The organism is Sneathia vaginalis, from assembly GCF_000973085.1.
Taxonomy (GTDB): domain Bacteria; phylum Fusobacteriota; class Fusobacteriia; order Fusobacteriales; family Leptotrichiaceae; genus Sneathia; species Sneathia vaginalis.
Map to the genome: position 1 here is coordinate 93464 of NZ_CP011280.1, position 15609 is coordinate 109072.

Consider the following 15609-nt stretch of genomic DNA (forward strand, 5'->3'; position numbering starts at 1 on the left):
ATTAACCCCTTTAATATATTGTTATCTTATTATTATTCGGATTAAGGTAAGATTTAATAACTGCACAAAGATTAGTTTTTCCATCGTATACCTTATTTGTAATTAGTACAATAGGAGTGTTAAGTTTTACGTTTAAAAATCTTGAGAATTTAACGGGAGTTATAACAGCTTCTATTGTTTGTTGTATTTTAAACTCTTTTAATATTTCTAAATTTTCACGATTGATATCTTTGAAAACATTTCTTAACTTTTCATTTTCAGGATCAGGTGAAAGTAAGACCTCTTCTATACTCATAATATTTTTGTTTTTTGAGGTTATAAACATATATCTTTCAGAATTTTTATAATCATTAAAAATACTTTCATCTATTGAATAACTTAAATTTAAGTAAATTAATTTAAAAGTATTTGTACTGTCAAAAAAAGCAAAAGACACAATATTCCTATTAGGTGTCTTTTTTACAAAAGTTCCAATATTATTTTTCTTATATAAATAACCCTCTTCAACAAGGATGCTTATTATCTTTCTAGCTGTAAGCTTAGATATATTTTTGTATGATGCAAGACTTCTTTCAGAATAGAAATGAGAATCTACTTTAAAATATTTTAATTCCTCAATCAATTCATTTAGAATCTTTTCATAGAGTTTTTCTGCCATATTATTTCTTTCCTATTAGATAGTTTTCTATGGAACGGAAAGTTTTAATTTTCTTTCTTTTTAAGAAAAAACCAAATAAAACTTCTAATAAAATGTTGTTTTGTTTTTTTAAAAATGAATTTGTAAAATATTCTTCTATATATTCTATACAGATACTCTCATTATCGCATGGGATAATAATATATTCAATAGTATTTATACCTAAGCTTGATTTAATTGATAATTTGTATCCCACATTTTCTTTTAAATAGTCAATAGTAAGAGTACAAGGTACTTTTTTACCCATTTTAGAAACAATATCTTTTTTTATTGTCTTTTCACCGTGAAATTCCTTTTGTAGATTTTCGTAAAGGAAGTTAAAGAAAACTTCCTTTTTACAATTCATAGTATATTTTAATTTCATATTAGTCATCCAATTTATTAGCTATTAATACAAATGGTGTCCAAATTAAGAATGCAACAAATATGTTTAGTATAGAAACTAGTGCTGCCATAATTGAACCACCAGTTGCAAAGAATGCATATAGACCTGTTGGCATTATCCATGGAACAATAACATAAACAGGAGGTATAACACCTATAGCTGTTAATACATATGCTATTATTGCACCAACAACAGAAACAAGAACGAATGGTATGAAGTATAGTGGATTTAATACTATAGGCATACCGAATATCATAGGTTCATTAATGTTAAATATTCCCATAGGTAGAGCCATTTTAGAAACTGCTCTATTAGCTTTTTTCTTTGAGAAAATGAATATAGAAATTATTAGTGCTAATGTCATACCTGAACCACCTAATTGTAGGTAAGCATCAAATGATCCTCTAGTCCATAAGTATGGTAATGTTTTAACTGTACCACCTTTTGCAATGTGTTCAACATTGGCAAGTAATGCAGGTTGGTATATACCATCAAGTATAGGAGCTAATACATTGTGTCCGTGTAATCCAAAGAACCATAAGAATTGTATAAGGAATGCTAAGATTACAACTGATAGTAAACCTTGTGATAGACCTAATAATGGTTTTTGTATGTATAGAGATATTATATCTATTAATGATTTATTAGTTAATTTAAATATTACTTGAGATATAATTGAACATACATATATTGCAACTACTCCTGGTATAATAGAAGCAAAGGCCTTATTAACAGCAGGTGGGACAGAGTCAGGTAATTTAATAGTAACCTTATGTGTCATTAATTTGCAGTATATTATACTAGAGATGAAACCAATTATCATTGCAGGGAATATACCTTGTGCACCAAGATAATTAACATTTAAGAATCCCCAAGATGATACTTGTGTTGCAACACCGTTTATATCTGTTGTAAATACAGCTTCTTGCGGTAGTAGAGCTATGAATGAAGCAAATGCAACTAAGGCACCTGCAATAGGATTAACCTTATAGCTTTGTGCAAGATTGTAACCTAATGATAATACAAACGCTAATGATAAGATAGCGAATGAAGCGAACCATACTATACCATTTATAGAGATTAATGGATTCATTACTTCAACAAATTTTGTATATCCATTTGCAGTAGGTATATCTCTAAAGAAAACGTTAAGTAGTACGGCTATTGAACCGACCATAGTTATTGGCATTATTGCTATAAATGAATCTCTTATAGCAACTAAGTGTCTTTGTGACGCGATTTTTGTCACTTTTGGGATAAATGAACATTCAACCCAGTTCATAATACTTTTCATAAATCTATTCTCCTTTAAGTAATTTCAAAGCATCTTCTAATACCTTTTCACCGTTCATAGTACCGTAACTCATCATATCTATTACGGTAACTGGTGTATCCTTGAAAAGTTCTTTCATACTAGGTAAAAGGTATTTAACTTGTGGTCCTAAAAGGACTATATCAACTTTACCGACATATTCATTAGCTTTAGCATCTGGAATAGCTAGAATATCTGTTTCTATATTTTTGTCTTTACTAGCTTTTTTCATTTTTTCTACCATGAAACTTGTAGACATTCCTGCGGAACATATTAATAATATTTTGGTCATATGTATACCACCTTTCAAAATATTTTATAATAAAGTATACCACTAAAAAATAAAAAAGCAATATTATTTAGAAAAATATTGATATTTTTAATTTAAAAAAGTATACCACTAAAAAAGGATAGCCCCAGCTATCCTAGATTAAAGAAGATACCGTCTGTGTTCTCACTGTATGTGATGTACGATATTTTCTTACCTTTTAAAACTTTTGAAACAGGGATAATTAATTCAATGTTTTTTATTAACTCTGTTTCTGTGTAAAGAGAGTACTTTTTCATTATAGCGACTATGATGTTACTGTAAGGCTTTCTGTAACCAATAACTATACTCACTAATCCTCCTTAAGATAATCTATAAATGCATTTACACGGTTATTAGCGTAATGGAAAGTGTTGTAAAAAGAAATTCTTTCTTTTTCTGAAAAATCTTTAAATTCTTTTGTTTTTAGTACATTTAATTTTTTATTCAAGTTATTTTGAAATAAAAGAATCAAATCTTCATTTAGATTACTTGTAGATAGAATATATCTTGTCTCGTTTGTCCACCATAGTTCCTTTATTAATTCATTCTTACTTTTAAGAAATATATTTATATTTTTCTTACTAACTTTTTTAAATTCATCAAAAGTTTTCTTCATGTAGATATTGTATCTTTTACCGTTAAATAGTATTGATAATATGTTAAATAACTCAGTAAATTCATCTTTTGATATATCACCAACATAAATATTAATGCAGTCTATATTCTTCTTACCCTTTATATGAAACGCCTTATAGTTTCTAAATTTTTTGTTAGATATATATGATTTAATATCTTTTTGTTTAAATACATTATAATTTGGTAAGTGTATAGCAGTGTATTCGCTTCTTTTCTGTAAGATATATTCTTGGTACTTCTTATCATTAATATTTACTAATTTATCAAAGATAATGTAAAACTTATCATTAATACCTTTATCTTGGAAATTAGATACAGAAAAAGGTTCTACATTTTCTCTAATTAATAAAGGTTTAAAAGTATTTTGTAATAAAAAATTATCCTTGTTGTAAGTGTTTGATAAATATACTTTTGAGTTTTTTGAAAGAATGTGTGAAATTTTAATATATTCATAAAGGTATAATAGATTTTTTGTGAATAGTTCAATAAAGTCTTTTTCCTTAATATACACTCTTCTTTTTCTTAATTCTTTATCTAATGTTTTGTATAGGATCAATGAATTAATTTTAAAGTATTTTAAATAGAGTAGTTCATCCAATCTTGAAAAATTATTTTCAACATTTTGTGGACTATAGAAAGTAAATATATATTTGAAAAAAGCATCTTTATCGCTTTTGAAAAGAGATGAAATATTTATTCCATCATAATCATTTTTAAAAAAATTCTTATAAACTTCATATAACATATTAATAGTATAGAAAAATACAAAAATGTAATGTAGACACATTCCTTGAAAAAGAATAAAATAATGAAAAAAAAGGCCTTTAAAAGCCTTTTAAAATGCTAGCTGGTTCATAGATTAAAAAATATTTACTCTAGATAGTCTTTTATCATGTAGATATCATCTAAAATCAAGTCAGCTAGAGCTTTCATTTCTTCATTTGGTTGTAATATATTAGGTACCATAATTGCTTTCATTTTAGCACTATGAGCTGCCTTTATACCATTATATGAATCTTCAAATACCATGCAGTTATCAGGAGATATATTTTGCTTTTCAGCAGCTAACAGAAAAATTTCAGGGTCTGGTTTTCCGTTTGTTACCTCATCTCCAGAATATATGTCCACAAAGTAGTCTTCTATATTATTTCTTTTTAGATAAGTTTGTATCATGTTTCTATTTGATGATGAAGCTATGACACAAGGGAGCTTTCTTTCTTTTAAGTATGATAAAAGGTCAAGTACATGAGGACAAAGGTCCAAACCATTTTTTTCATTGTAAGTCATTAATTTTTTGTGAACTAATTTAGATAAAGTTTCAAATGGGAAATCCTTACCATAATGGTTTAAATATAGAGCCCTTGTTGATTTCATATTCATACCTATTGAACCCCGTATTATATCCTCATTAGCAGTAAATCCAAGTTCTGATATAGATTCAGGTAAAAATTTTAAGTATAGTCTTTCTGTTTCAAAAACCAATCCATCCATATCGAAAATAAAGAGCTTAATATTTTTAAATTTCATTTTCTTCCTCCAAGTCTAGTGAATATTTTTGCCATTCTTCCATTAATGTATCTTCTTTTTTACTTAAGTCATCTAATTCATTTTGTAAGTTTACTAACTTTTCAATATCTTTAGCTACATCAGGTAAAAACATCGCCTTATTTATCTCACTTTTTCTTTTTCCTATTTTTTCTAATTCTTCTTCGGTAGAACTTATTAATCGTTTAAGTTTAGATATCTTCTTACTTTTTTCTTTTTGCAAGATATATTCATTTTTTGTATCCTTTTCTTTTTCTATAACAGTCTTTTTCTTTATGCTTTCCTTGTAATCGTTGTAATTACCTTTAAATTTTGTAAGACCATTTTCATCTAATACATAGATGGTGTTACATACCGAATCTAAAAAGTGTCTATTGTGCGATACTACGACCAATGTTCCTTGAAAATCGCTTAGGGCCTGTTCTAGTATTTCTATAGAATAAATATCAAGGTGATTAGTAGGTTCGTCTAATAAAAGAAAGTTAGGATGCTTTTGTATTAGTTTAATGAATGAAACACGTACTTTTTCTCCACCAGAAAGATCCTTTATTCTTTTATCTACATCTTCGTCTTTAAAAAGAAAGCTAGCAGCCATACTTCTTAAATATTCTTGTGTGTAGTTAATATTTGTGTTAATTTCTTGCAAAATGGTGTTGTCAGGGTAAAGGTCATCAACATTTTGATCAAAGTATCCCATTACAGCATTTTGTGCTATTTTAATACTACCACTATCAAGGGACAACTTATTAGCTATCAACTTTAAAAGTGTAGACTTTCCACAACCATTTTTACCTATTATACCTATTCTTTCTCCCTTATACACCTTAAGACATATATCCTTTAGTAGTGTCTTGTTATCAAAATTTTTGCAGACATCTTCTAAGGTTAGTACAGAATCAGATGTTGTATTCTTTATTTCAAATTTAAGTTTCATCTTTGGTGGTGTGTAGTCAGGGTTATCATGAACTAATAGGTGAGATAAAAGCTTTTGTTTTCCACGAGCTTGCTTTGCCATACGACCAGCTCTGTTTCTTTCTATGTACTCATTTAATTTTTTTATTCTATCTTGTTGCTTTTCGTATTCTTTGATTTCACCCTTTAGTATCATTTCTTTTTGTATCATGAAACTTGAGAAATTACCTGAATATTCATGTAATTTCATATTTTCAATTTCAAATATTTTGTTACAAACATTGTCTAAAAAGACTCTGTCGTGTGATACAAGTAGAAAGGCCTTGTTATACTTTTTTAAAAATTCTTCAAGCCATTCTATAGATGCTAAATCAAGGTGGTTTGTAGGTTCGTCTAATATTAGTAAATCAGGCTTTTGTAAAAGCAGTTTTGCAAGACTAACTCTTGTTTTTTCTCCTCCAGATAGTTTACAGATAAGACTATCTTTTAAATTTGTTAAATCAAGCCCGTTTATAACCTGATTTAAAAGATAATCAATGCTGTAACCGTCATTAGCATTAAAGATATTGTATAATTTATCTAATTCATCTTTTAATTTAGGGTTGGTTGCTAGTTCTAAATTCATCTTCTCTATTTTCCTATACACCTTATGTAGTTCACTAAATACTGTATCTAATTCTTCAAATACGGTATTATTCTCGTCACTAAAATGGTGCACTTGTGAAATGTACCCTATATTAATATTCTTATCTACAAATACAGTACCACTATTAATACCTTCTTTTGAGAGTATAATATTGATTATTGTAGACTTACCAACACCGTTTAGCCCTATAAGGCCAATTCTATCGCTTGAATTTATACTAAAAGATACATCTTTTAGTATTTGCTTATCCAAAAAACTCTTGTAAACATTATTGAATTGTATAAATGCCATAAAACTTTCCTTTTTCATTTGATAGCCTATTATACCATAAATTAATTATTTCGATTAGACTAAAAAAAGTTTAATAAAAAAGAGAATAAAAAAATATTTTTTGGAAAATAAATTGAATAAAGTTATTTTACTTTTAAATTAGGTCTTTTTTTTAGCAGATAAAAACATAATGAAAGAAAATATTTAAAATTAAGTATTGATTACAAAAATATATATCTATGGTATATTATTCCTAATTCTATACGTTCGGAGGTTTTATGAAAAAAAATTCTTTAATTCTAATTACAATTTTAGCAACAACATTTCAGTCGTATGCTAAAAATTATCCTTTAAATTTAAGTATCGTTCATATGAATGACACACATTCACATTTTGAACCAGAAACAGTTAAGTTTACAATAAACGGTAAACCTACATCAGTAAAAATAGGGGGATTTCCTGAAGTTATACACGAATTGAATGAATACAGAAAATCATTGCCTAAAAATAGACAACCACTAGTTTTACACGCTGGTGATGCATTGAATGGTACTTTGTATTACACACTATTTAAAGGTGTTTCTGATGCAAAAATGATAAATGCAGCTAAGTTTGATTATCTAACATTAGGTAATCATGAGTTTGATTCAGGAGATAAAGGTTTAAAAATATTTTTAGATAACCTAAAAGTACCAGTCCTATCTTCTAATGTTATACCCAACAAAAAAAGTATCCTATACGGTTACTGGAAACCTTATGCTATTAAAAAGATTCGTGGTGAAAAAGTTGGGATAATAGGGCTAGAGTTTGCAGAAAAGACTAGAGAATCTTCAAGTCCAGGTAAGGATATTAAGATAATAGATGAAGTGCAAGCAGTTCAAAAGTATATAAATATTTTGAAGAAAAAAGGGGTTAATAAGATAATACTTCTATCACATGCTGGTGTAAAAGGTAATACACGTGTTGCTAAAAACACAAAGGGATTAGATGTAATAATATCAGGTGACTCACACTTCCTTTTCGGAAATGATGAAATGAGAAAGTTTAAATTACCTGTAATATCAGAATATCCAACAAAGGTAATGAGTTTAAGCAATGAACCTGTGTATATAGTAGAAGGATGGGAGTATACTAAGCTATTAGGTAGATTGGATATAAAGTTCAGTAAATCTGGTATAGTAAAGAGTATTAAAGGTAATCCTGTAATTGTGTACCATGAAGATTCTAGTTTTGAGAGAAAAGATGAAAATGGTAAAAAATACATTCCTAAAGGTAAGGAAAGAGAAGAAATATTAGAAACATTAAAGAATACAAAGACATTTAAGTTAGCAAAACCAGATAAGAAAGCTAAGAAAATATTTGATAAATATTACAAGCTAAAAAAACAACTTGGTGACCAAGTTATAGGTGAGCTAACAGGAGACGTAATGCCAGGAGGTTCTGAACATAGAATTCCTCATAAGAATAATCCTAAAGGATCTATTGCAACTAGATTTGTTGCAGAAACTATGTTAACACAAATGAGAAGCTTTGGTGAAAATTCTAAGGTAGACTTTGCTATACAAAATTCAGGTGGTGTAAGACAAAATATTAATACAGGTAAATGGACATACAATGATGCGTATAACTTATTACCATTTGGTAACACATTATACCTATTAAATATGAAGGGATCACAAGTTAAAAATGTGATAGAAGAAGCTCTAGACTATGGTTTAGGTGGTGGATCAACAGGTTCATTCCCTTATGGTGCTGGATTGCGTTATGAAGCAAATCAATACAAGGACAAAAATGGTAAGAGAATAGTTAAAATTGAAGTTGAAAATGCTAAAACTGGTAAGTTTGAAGACTTGCAAGATGATAAGGATTATGTAGTTGTAACAAACGGATATATCGCAAAAGGTAAAGATGGTTACAAGACATTTGGTAAGATACAAGGAAAAGATACCTTCATACCTGATGCACAAAGCTTTATTAAATTCTTACAAATGCACAAGAACTTTAAAACATATACAGATTCTAATGTAATATTCCATTTTGATGAAAATAATGAAGTTAAGACAAAATAAGAGAGTGTGGTTACACACTCTCTTCTCACTTTCAAAACTTTAATTTTTTTTAACTTTTGAAAGCGGTATATAATAAGAAGTGTATTAAAAATTGAGTTTATTAAAAAAAATCCACTTTCAAAACTTTAAAATTTTTCATCTTTTGAAAGTGGAATTTAAAAATTGTTAGAATACTACACCTAAATTAAATTTAAATTTATTTGATAGTTTATTTCCGAATTCTTTTTCTAAGCTGTATTGTAAATATGCTTTATCCCTTATACTATATTCACCACCTATTCCTAGATTGAACCAAGTATCTTTGTTGCTTAATTTTACAGTAGCTTCATCACGTGGATCAGTAAACTTGTATTTTGCATCGCCTAAAAATTCTCTAAGTGCACTAGCTTTTATATATTGCCCTTTATACATTAATTTTAGTCCTAATTCACCTATTAATGAATCTATTTTATCAGATTTAACACTAATGTATGTATTAGGAATTTTAAATTCTTGTCCTTTAGATGTGCTATATGTTAGTGAACCTTCAGGTACTAGTGAAAAGCTGTTATTTAATTTAAATTCTTTGCTATATTTACCTTTTATACCTAAATCTAAAGTATTATACTTCAAAAATTTAGTATTTCCACTTACAAAAGAAACTTTAGGGATTAATTCAAATGTACCTATTTTACTTGTATTATTTAAATATCCTAGGATACTTGTTGATTTAGCTTTATCATTACTAAAGTTCATTCTATGTGCAAGTGATAAACCTACTAAAGTATTGTTGATTTTATAATTGTATCCAACTTGCATGGTGTTGTATAAGCCATTATCTAGTCCCAAAGTAGATTTTAACCACATACCTTTTCTTGAAGGTATATTGTATTCATCTAAACCATCTCTATGTAATTTATACAATGAATTTGAATCATTACATATATCATTTATTATTGGGTTGTATAGAACTTTTAAGCCAGATATAAAGTGCGAGATAAAGAAAGGTTCATAGGTTATTATATTATTTCCATAACTAATTCCTACACCTATAAGTTTCATCATAAAATTGTTCTTTTTATCTTCTGAAATAGAACTTAGATTATTGTTATCTACTGCATTTTTAATATCGTTATCAATTACTAGGTCATATAAATAATTATATTCACTACTGCCACCATTTCCGTCAGGGTCGACATTTTTTTTAATTAATTTAACGGTTTTGTATATAACATCGTCTTTTTCTTTTGGTGACAAATCAAATACATTAAATTTTTTTATTATTGGTGCATATGATTTAATATACATTGGATTAATTTCATCTTTTGAAAGATATTGTATGTTGTTTTTTAAAGTAGAAAAAGAAAATGGTATTAAGTCTGTATGTTTATCTACTAAATAAAATTGTTTTAGATCTTTAATACTTTCATCACTTAATTCTAAGTAAAGTTTAGTGTTAGTGTTTTTTAAGGCCATAATAGTAATAAAGTCTGTTCCTTTTTTACTAATAAAATCCATAAGTGTGGAGCTAGAAGTAAGTCCGTGAATTCCTGGACATAATCCAAGACTTGTTATTTCACTTGATTTACTAGATACATTTATTTTAAATGTAATCCCATCACCACTAATATTATTAACGCCTTCTTCATATTCATCTATTCCTAATAAAATTCCACCATTATCTGTTATGTGTTTGATTTCTATTTTACCATTATTTGAATTTAAACTACTGATCTCTACAAGAGACGGATATGTAATACTACAATTTGGATCGTAATAATTAGTCTTCACAATGAAGTTCATTTTAGAGTTTGGAGCAAGATTTACAACATTATAAAATGAGAAATGGTTACCATTATCGTCATATATATTAGGATCTAAGATGAAATCATTTTGTTGGTTTTCTTTAAGTGAATACTCATCACGAAATTCATATGCAAAAGCAAAAAAACCTAACAAAATCGAATAAAAAATAATTAATTTTTTCACACAAATCACCTCTTACCCGTATTTTACTACTTTAATAGTTTATTGCAAGAAGAAAATGAAAAAAAATTAGAAGTTATTCCACACTTGTAGATTTTTTTTCGATTTTTTGAAAAAACTTTTATAAAAAACTTTTTTTGCTATTATTAGAAATAAATTGATAGAACTTAAAGATACAAGTCTAATAAAGGTAATAACAGGTTAAATGGAGTTTTATTAATTTTGTAAGCTAAGATTACTTTCAAAAGCATATCCTAAAAGTTTTTTCAGTTTTTTGAAAAAACTTGAAAAAAAACTTTTTTTTTGCTATTATTAGAAAAAAGAAGGGTAAAAAAACATGAAGAAAAGAGATACTTATTTAAATAAACTTATAGAATTTAAAGATACAAGTCTAATAAAGGTAATAACAGGTTTAAGAAGAACAGGTAAATCTAGCTTGTTAAAACTTATGGTTATGTACTTAAAAAAACAGGGTATAAAAAGTGATAGAATTATAGAAATGAATTTTGAAAGTTATAGATTTTCTAAAATGAATTGCGATGATATGTATGAATATGTGAATAAAAAGGTTAATAATAGCGATGAAAAAATATATATCTTTTTAGATGAAATACAAAAAGTTCAAAACTGGGAAGAAGTAGTGAATGCTTTTAGAGTTGATTTTAATTCAGATATATATATTACAGGATCTAATGCATATTTACTTTCTTCTGAATACGCAACATATCTTTCTGGAAGATATGTTGAAATTAAAATGCTTCCTTTATCGTTTAAAGAATTTTTGTACTTTAATAATTATAAAGTAGAAAAAGAAATTAACGCTTTAGGGAATGATAAATTTGAGATATTTGATTACAAAGGGTTAAAAGTAGAAATAAAAGAGGCTTTTGAATATTATTTACATTTTGGGGCTATGCCACAGATAGCAGAATTAGGTTTGGAACAAGAAAAGGTATTATTGTTGTTTGATGGCATTTATTCTACTGTTGTTGTTAAGGATATACTTGAAAGAGAAGCTATTAAAGGGCGTAATAAGGTTACAGATATGCTACTTTTGAAAAAGATTGTAATGTATTTAGCAGATAATATAGGGAATAATTTATCTACATCTAATGTAGCAAAAGTTTTAGCAAATGAAAAACTTGTAGATAGAAAAACAACGAGCGTAAATACAATACAGACGTATATACAAAGTTTACTAGAAGCATATATGTTCTATGAAATTAAAAGATTTGATATTAAAGGAAAACAGTATTTAAAAACTTTAGGAAAGTATTATATAGTAGATTTAGGACTTAGAAATTATCTTTTAGGATTTAGAAATAGAGATAGTGGGCATATTATTGAGAATATAGTATATTTTGAGCTTTTAAGAAGAGGTTATGATGTTGCTATAGGTAAAGTAGGAGATTTAGAAATAGACTTTATAGCAACCAAAGTGAATAGTAAGGTATATGTACAAGTTACAGAAAGCATGCTAGAAGAAAGCACAAGAGAAAGAGAAATTAAGCCATTAAAAAAGATAGATGATAATTATGAGAAAATAATACTTACACTTAATTGTGGACTTGAAAAAGACTATGATGGAATTAAAGTGTATAATTTGATAGAATGGTTATTGGGAGAATAAAAAATATTTTAAAATACACCCCAAAATTATTGACATTTAGCTAAAAATAGTATATTATTAGCAAGTACAGAGCAGACGCTGTTCTGTTTTATAGTGTAAAAAATTATTGTTTAGTGAGTTAGCTAACCTTTAAGGAGGCTTGATTTTTACTACTTTTGTTAGAACGTCAAAAGTTTTAAAATATAGATTAATTAATTGTGAATGAACTTAACTAAGACCCAACAATAAAAAAAGAAGAAAGAGGAAATGAGAGGAGGAAACATGCCTACAATTAATCAATTAGTTAGATTTGGTAGAAGCACTTCTGAAAAGAAGAAAAAATCACCTGCATTAAAGGCAAATCCACAAAAAAGAGGGGTTTGTGTAAGAGTTTATACTACAACACCTAAGAAACCTAACTCAGCTTTAAGAAAGGTAGCCAGAGTAAAACTTGTTAATGGAATAGAAGTTACAGCATATATACCAGGTATAGGACACAACCTTCAAGAACACTCAATAGTGTTAATAAGAGGAGGAAGAACAAAAGACTTACCAGGGGTTAGATACAAAATAGTTAGAGGAGCTTTAGATACTGCTGGTGTAGTAAATAGAAAACAAGCAAGATCTAGATACGGAACTAAGAGACCTAAATAATAAAGGAGGATAAAGATGTCAAGAAGAAGACAAGCAATAAAAAGAGATGTTCTACCTGACTCAAAGTACAGCGATAAAGTTGTTACCAAGTTTATTAACGGTCTTATGGTAGATGGTAAAAAATCTTTAGCAGAATCAATATTTTATAACGCTTTAGAAGCAATAGAACAAGAAACAAACGAATCAGGAATAGAAGTATTCAGAAGAGCTATGGAAAATGTTAGACCACAATTAGAAGTTAGATCAAGAAGAATTGGTGGGGCAACATACCAAGTTCCAGTTGAAGTAAGAAAAGAAAGACAACAAACTCTTGCAATAAGATGGTTAGTTAAATATACAAGAGAAAGAAAAGAATATGGTATGATCGAAAAATTAAAGAAAGAATTAATAGCTGCTTCAAATAATGAAGGTGGAGCTGTTAAGAAGAAAGACGATACATACAAGATGGCAGAAGCAAATAGAGCATTCGCTCATTATAAATGGTAATAGTAATAGGAGGATAAATGGCAAGAAAAGTAGAGCTTAAAGATACTAGAAATATAGGGATAATGGCTCATATTGATGCTGGTAAGACTACTACTACTGAAAGAATTTTATTCTATACTGGAGTTAATCACAAAATAGGAGAAGTTCATGATGGAGCTGCTACTATGGACTATATGGAACAAGAACAAGAAAGAGGAATTACAATAACTTCAGCAGCGATTACTTGTTTCTGGAAAAAACATAGAATAAATATCATTGATACACCAGGTCACGTTGACTTCACAGTTGAAGTTGAAAGATCATTAAGAGTATTAGATGGTGCAGTTGCAGTCTTTTCAGCAGTTGATGGAGTACAACCACAATCAGAAACAGTTTGGAGACAAGCTGATAAATATCACGTTCCAAGAATTGCATTCTTTAACAAAATGGATAGAACTGGTGCAAACTTTGAAATGTGTGTAGATGATATTAAGAAAAAATTAGGTGGAAATGGTATACCTATCCAATTACCTATAGGTGCAGAAGAACACTTTGAAGGTATAATAGACTTAATCACTGAAAAAGAATACATTTTCCATGATGAAACAATGGGTGCAGATTACGAAATTAGAGACGTAAGACCTGAATTAAAAGATGCAGTTGAAGAAGCAAGACACAACTTAATAGAAGCTGTTGTTGAAACTGATGATGCATTAATGGAAAAATTCTTTGCAGATGAACCTATTAGTGAAGAAGAAATAAAGGTAGCCTTAAGAAAGGCAACAATAGATGGAATAGTAGTTCCTGTAACTTGCGGAACAGCGTTCAAGAATAAAGGAATTCAACCATTACTTGATGCAATAGTTGCATATATGCCTTCTCCATTAGATATACCATCAATTGAAGGAATAAATCCTAAGACTGATGCAGAAGAAGTTAGACATCCATCTGATTCTGAAAAATTCTCAGCATTAGCATTTAAGATAGTAACAGATCCATTCGTAGGAAGATTATCATTCTTTAGAGTTTATTCAGGTATGTTACAAAAAGGTTCATATGTTTTAAACTCAACAAAAGGTAAAAAAGAAAGAATGGGAAGATTACTTCTAATGCATGCTAATAAGAGAGAAGAATTAGAAGAAGTTTACACAGGAGATATAGCAGCAGCAGTTGGATTAAAAGATACAACTACTGGAGATACTCTATGTGATGAATCAGCACCAATTATATTAGAAAACATGGAATTCCCAGATCCAGTTATATCAGTTGCAGTTGAACCAAAGACTAAAGCTGACCAAGAAAAGATGGGAACAGCATTATCTAAATTAGCTGAAGAAGACCCTACATTCGTTGTTACTGCAAACCAAGAAACTGGGCAAACAGTAATATCAGGAATGGGAGAATTACACCTAGAAATTATAGTAGACAGAATGAAGAGAGAATTCAAGGTTGAAGCTAATGTAGGTAAACCACAAGTTGCATATAGAGAAACTATACTATCTAATTCAGATGTTGAAGAAAAATACATCAAACAATCAGGTGGTAGAGGACAATATGGACACGTTAAGATTAAAGTTGAACCTAACAAAGATAAAGGTTATGAATTTATTAACGAAATTACTGGAGGGGTAATACCTAGAGAATACATACCAGCAGTTGATAAAGGTATACAAGAAGCATTACAAGCTGGGGTTGTAGCAGGATATCCAGTACAAGACGTTAAAGTTACTCTATATGATGGATCATACCACGAAGTCGATTCATCAGAAATGGCATTCAAGATTGCAGGATCATTAGCTATTAAGAGTGCTTTAAAACAAGCACAACCTATCTTACTTGAACCAATATTCAAAGTTGAAGTTACAACTCCTGAAGAATACATGGGAGACGTTATAGGTGACTTAAACTCAAGAAGAGGACAAGTATCAGGTATGAATGATAGAAATAACGCAAAAATAATAGATGCACATGTACCATTATCAGAAATGTTTGGATATGCTACTGACTTAAGATCAAAAACTCAAGGAAGAGCATCTTATTCAATGGAATTTGAAAAATATGTACAAGTTCCAAAGAACATATCTGATAAGGTAGTTGAAGAAAGACAAGGTAAATAATTTAGGAGGAAAAGCAA

General features: G+C 28.6%; 14 protein-coding genes. 5 read left to right on the top strand and 9 right to left on the bottom strand.

The features are described 5' to 3' along the window. Positions 1-10: 10 nt before the first annotated feature. The 8 genes from VC03_RS00440 to VC03_RS00475 all read right to left on the bottom strand — a co-directional run bounded on the left by VC03_RS00440 (position 11) and on the right by VC03_RS00475 (position 6734). The gene (locus tag VC03_RS00440; RefSeq protein ID WP_046328168.1) at positions 11-658 is read right to left on the bottom strand and encodes a GntR family transcriptional regulator; all 648 of its coding nucleotides are present in this window, start codon (positions 656-658) and stop codon (positions 11-13) included. A gap of 1 nt (position 659) precedes the next feature. Continuing rightward, positions 660-1061, bottom strand: a complete 402-nt coding sequence (locus tag VC03_RS00445) for a DUF3284 domain-containing protein (RefSeq protein ID WP_046328169.1) — start codon at positions 1059-1061, stop codon at positions 660-662. A gap of 1 nt (position 1062) precedes the next feature. Continuing rightward, on the bottom strand, positions 1063-2376 hold the full coding sequence (locus VC03_RS00450; protein WP_046328170.1) for a PTS sugar transporter subunit IIC: 1314 nt from the start codon (positions 2374-2376) through the stop codon (positions 1063-1065). 4 nt (positions 2377-2380) lie between these two features. Then, the gene (locus VC03_RS00455) at positions 2381-2686 is read right to left on the bottom strand and encodes a PTS sugar transporter subunit IIB (RefSeq protein WP_046328171.1); all 306 of its coding nucleotides are present in this window, start codon (positions 2684-2686) and stop codon (positions 2381-2383) included. Positions 2687-2814: 128 nt separating this feature from the next. Beyond that, positions 2815-3015 (bottom strand): hypothetical protein, encoded by a 201-nt coding sequence (locus tag VC03_RS00460; protein ID WP_046328172.1) that lies wholly within the window; start codon positions 3013-3015, stop codon positions 2815-2817. After that, a complete protein-coding gene (locus VC03_RS00465; protein ID WP_144406221.1) occupies positions 3015-4085 on the bottom strand; it encodes a hypothetical protein in 1071 nt (356 codons plus the stop codon). The genes VC03_RS00460 and VC03_RS00465 overlap by 1 nt, the downstream gene beginning before the upstream one ends. A gap of 125 nt (positions 4086-4210) precedes the next feature. Then, complete coding sequence (locus VC03_RS00470; protein WP_046328174.1) at positions 4211-4867, bottom strand: HAD family hydrolase; 657 nt, start codon at positions 4865-4867, stop codon at positions 4211-4213. Then, the gene (locus VC03_RS00475) at positions 4857-6734 is read right to left on the bottom strand and encodes an ABC-F family ATP-binding cassette domain-containing protein (protein WP_046328175.1); all 1878 of its coding nucleotides are present in this window, start codon (positions 6732-6734) and stop codon (positions 4857-4859) included. Before VC03_RS00475 ends, VC03_RS00470 begins: the two co-directional genes overlap by 11 nt. 257 nt (positions 6735-6991) lie before the next feature. Here VC03_RS00475 and nadN point away from each other — a divergent pair, with 257 nt between their 5' ends. Next, positions 6992-8782, top strand: a complete 1791-nt coding sequence (gene nadN / locus VC03_RS00480) for an NAD nucleotidase (RefSeq protein ID WP_084710330.1) — start codon at positions 6992-6994, stop codon at positions 8780-8782. A 165-nt stretch (positions 8783-8947) separates the two neighbouring features. Here nadN and VC03_RS00485 read toward each other — a convergent pair whose 3' ends face one another. Further along, positions 8948-10750, bottom strand: a complete 1803-nt coding sequence (locus tag VC03_RS00485; RefSeq protein ID WP_046328176.1) for an autotransporter outer membrane beta-barrel domain-containing protein — start codon at positions 10748-10750, stop codon at positions 8948-8950. Positions 10751-11084: 334 nt separating this feature from the next. Between VC03_RS00485 and VC03_RS00490 the strand changes: the two genes are divergently transcribed. From VC03_RS00490 to fusA, 4 genes are all read left to right on the top strand, one after another. Then, positions 11085-12377 carry an ATP-binding protein gene (locus tag VC03_RS00490; RefSeq protein WP_046328177.1) on the top strand — a complete coding sequence of 431 codons (1293 nt, stop codon included), beginning with the start codon at positions 11085-11087 and terminating at the stop codon, positions 12375-12377. Between the two features lie 261 nt (positions 12378-12638). Then, positions 12639-13010, top strand: coding sequence for a 30S ribosomal protein S12 (gene rpsL / locus VC03_RS00495; protein WP_046328178.1), 372 nt, complete (start codon positions 12639-12641; stop codon positions 13008-13010). A gap of 15 nt (positions 13011-13025) precedes the next feature. Beyond that, positions 13026-13496: a 30S ribosomal protein S7 gene (gene rpsG / locus VC03_RS00500; RefSeq protein ID WP_046328179.1), complete on the top strand. Its 471-nt coding sequence runs from the start codon at positions 13026-13028 to the stop codon at positions 13494-13496. A gap of 17 nt (positions 13497-13513) precedes the next feature. Then, positions 13514-15592: an elongation factor G gene (fusA, locus tag VC03_RS00505; protein WP_046328180.1), complete on the top strand. Its 2079-nt coding sequence runs from the start codon at positions 13514-13516 to the stop codon at positions 15590-15592. Positions 15593-15609: the final 17 nt, after the last annotated feature.

Bases quoted from the DNA above. Each gene is read 5' to 3' on its own strand.
- VC03_RS00440 (WP_046328168.1), bottom strand. From the start codon at position 658: ATGGCAGAAAAACTCTATGAAAAGATTCTAAATGAATTGATTGAGGAA.
- VC03_RS00445 (WP_046328169.1), bottom strand. From the start codon at position 1,061: ATGAAATTAAAATATACTATGAATTGTAAAAAGGAAGTTTTCTTTAAC.
- VC03_RS00450 (WP_046328170.1), bottom strand. From the start codon at position 2,376: ATGAAAAGTATTATGAACTGGGTTGAATGTTCATTTATCCCAAAAGTG.
- VC03_RS00455 (WP_046328171.1), bottom strand. From the start codon at position 2,686: ATGACCAAAATATTATTAATATGTTCCGCAGGAATGTCTACAAGTTTC.
- VC03_RS00465 (WP_144406221.1), bottom strand. From the start codon at position 4,085: ATGTTATATGAAGTTTATAAGAATTTTTTTAAAAATGATTATGATGGA.
- VC03_RS00470 (WP_046328174.1), bottom strand. From the start codon at position 4,867: ATGAAATTTAAAAATATTAAGCTCTTTATTTTCGATATGGATGGATTG.
- VC03_RS00475 (WP_046328175.1), bottom strand. From the start codon at position 6,734: ATGGCATTTATACAATTCAATAATGTTTACAAGAGTTTTTTGGATAAG.
- nadN (WP_084710330.1), top strand. From the start codon at position 6,992: ATGAAAAAAAATTCTTTAATTCTAATTACAATTTTAGCAACAACATTT.
- VC03_RS00490 (WP_046328177.1), top strand. From the start codon at position 11,085: ATGAAGAAAAGAGATACTTATTTAAATAAACTTATAGAATTTAAAGAT.
- rpsL (WP_046328178.1), top strand. From the start codon at position 12,639: ATGCCTACAATTAATCAATTAGTTAGATTTGGTAGAAGCACTTCTGAA.
- rpsG (WP_046328179.1), top strand. From the start codon at position 13,026: ATGTCAAGAAGAAGACAAGCAATAAAAAGAGATGTTCTACCTGACTCA.
- fusA (WP_046328180.1), top strand. From the start codon at position 13,514: ATGGCAAGAAAAGTAGAGCTTAAAGATACTAGAAATATAGGGATAATG.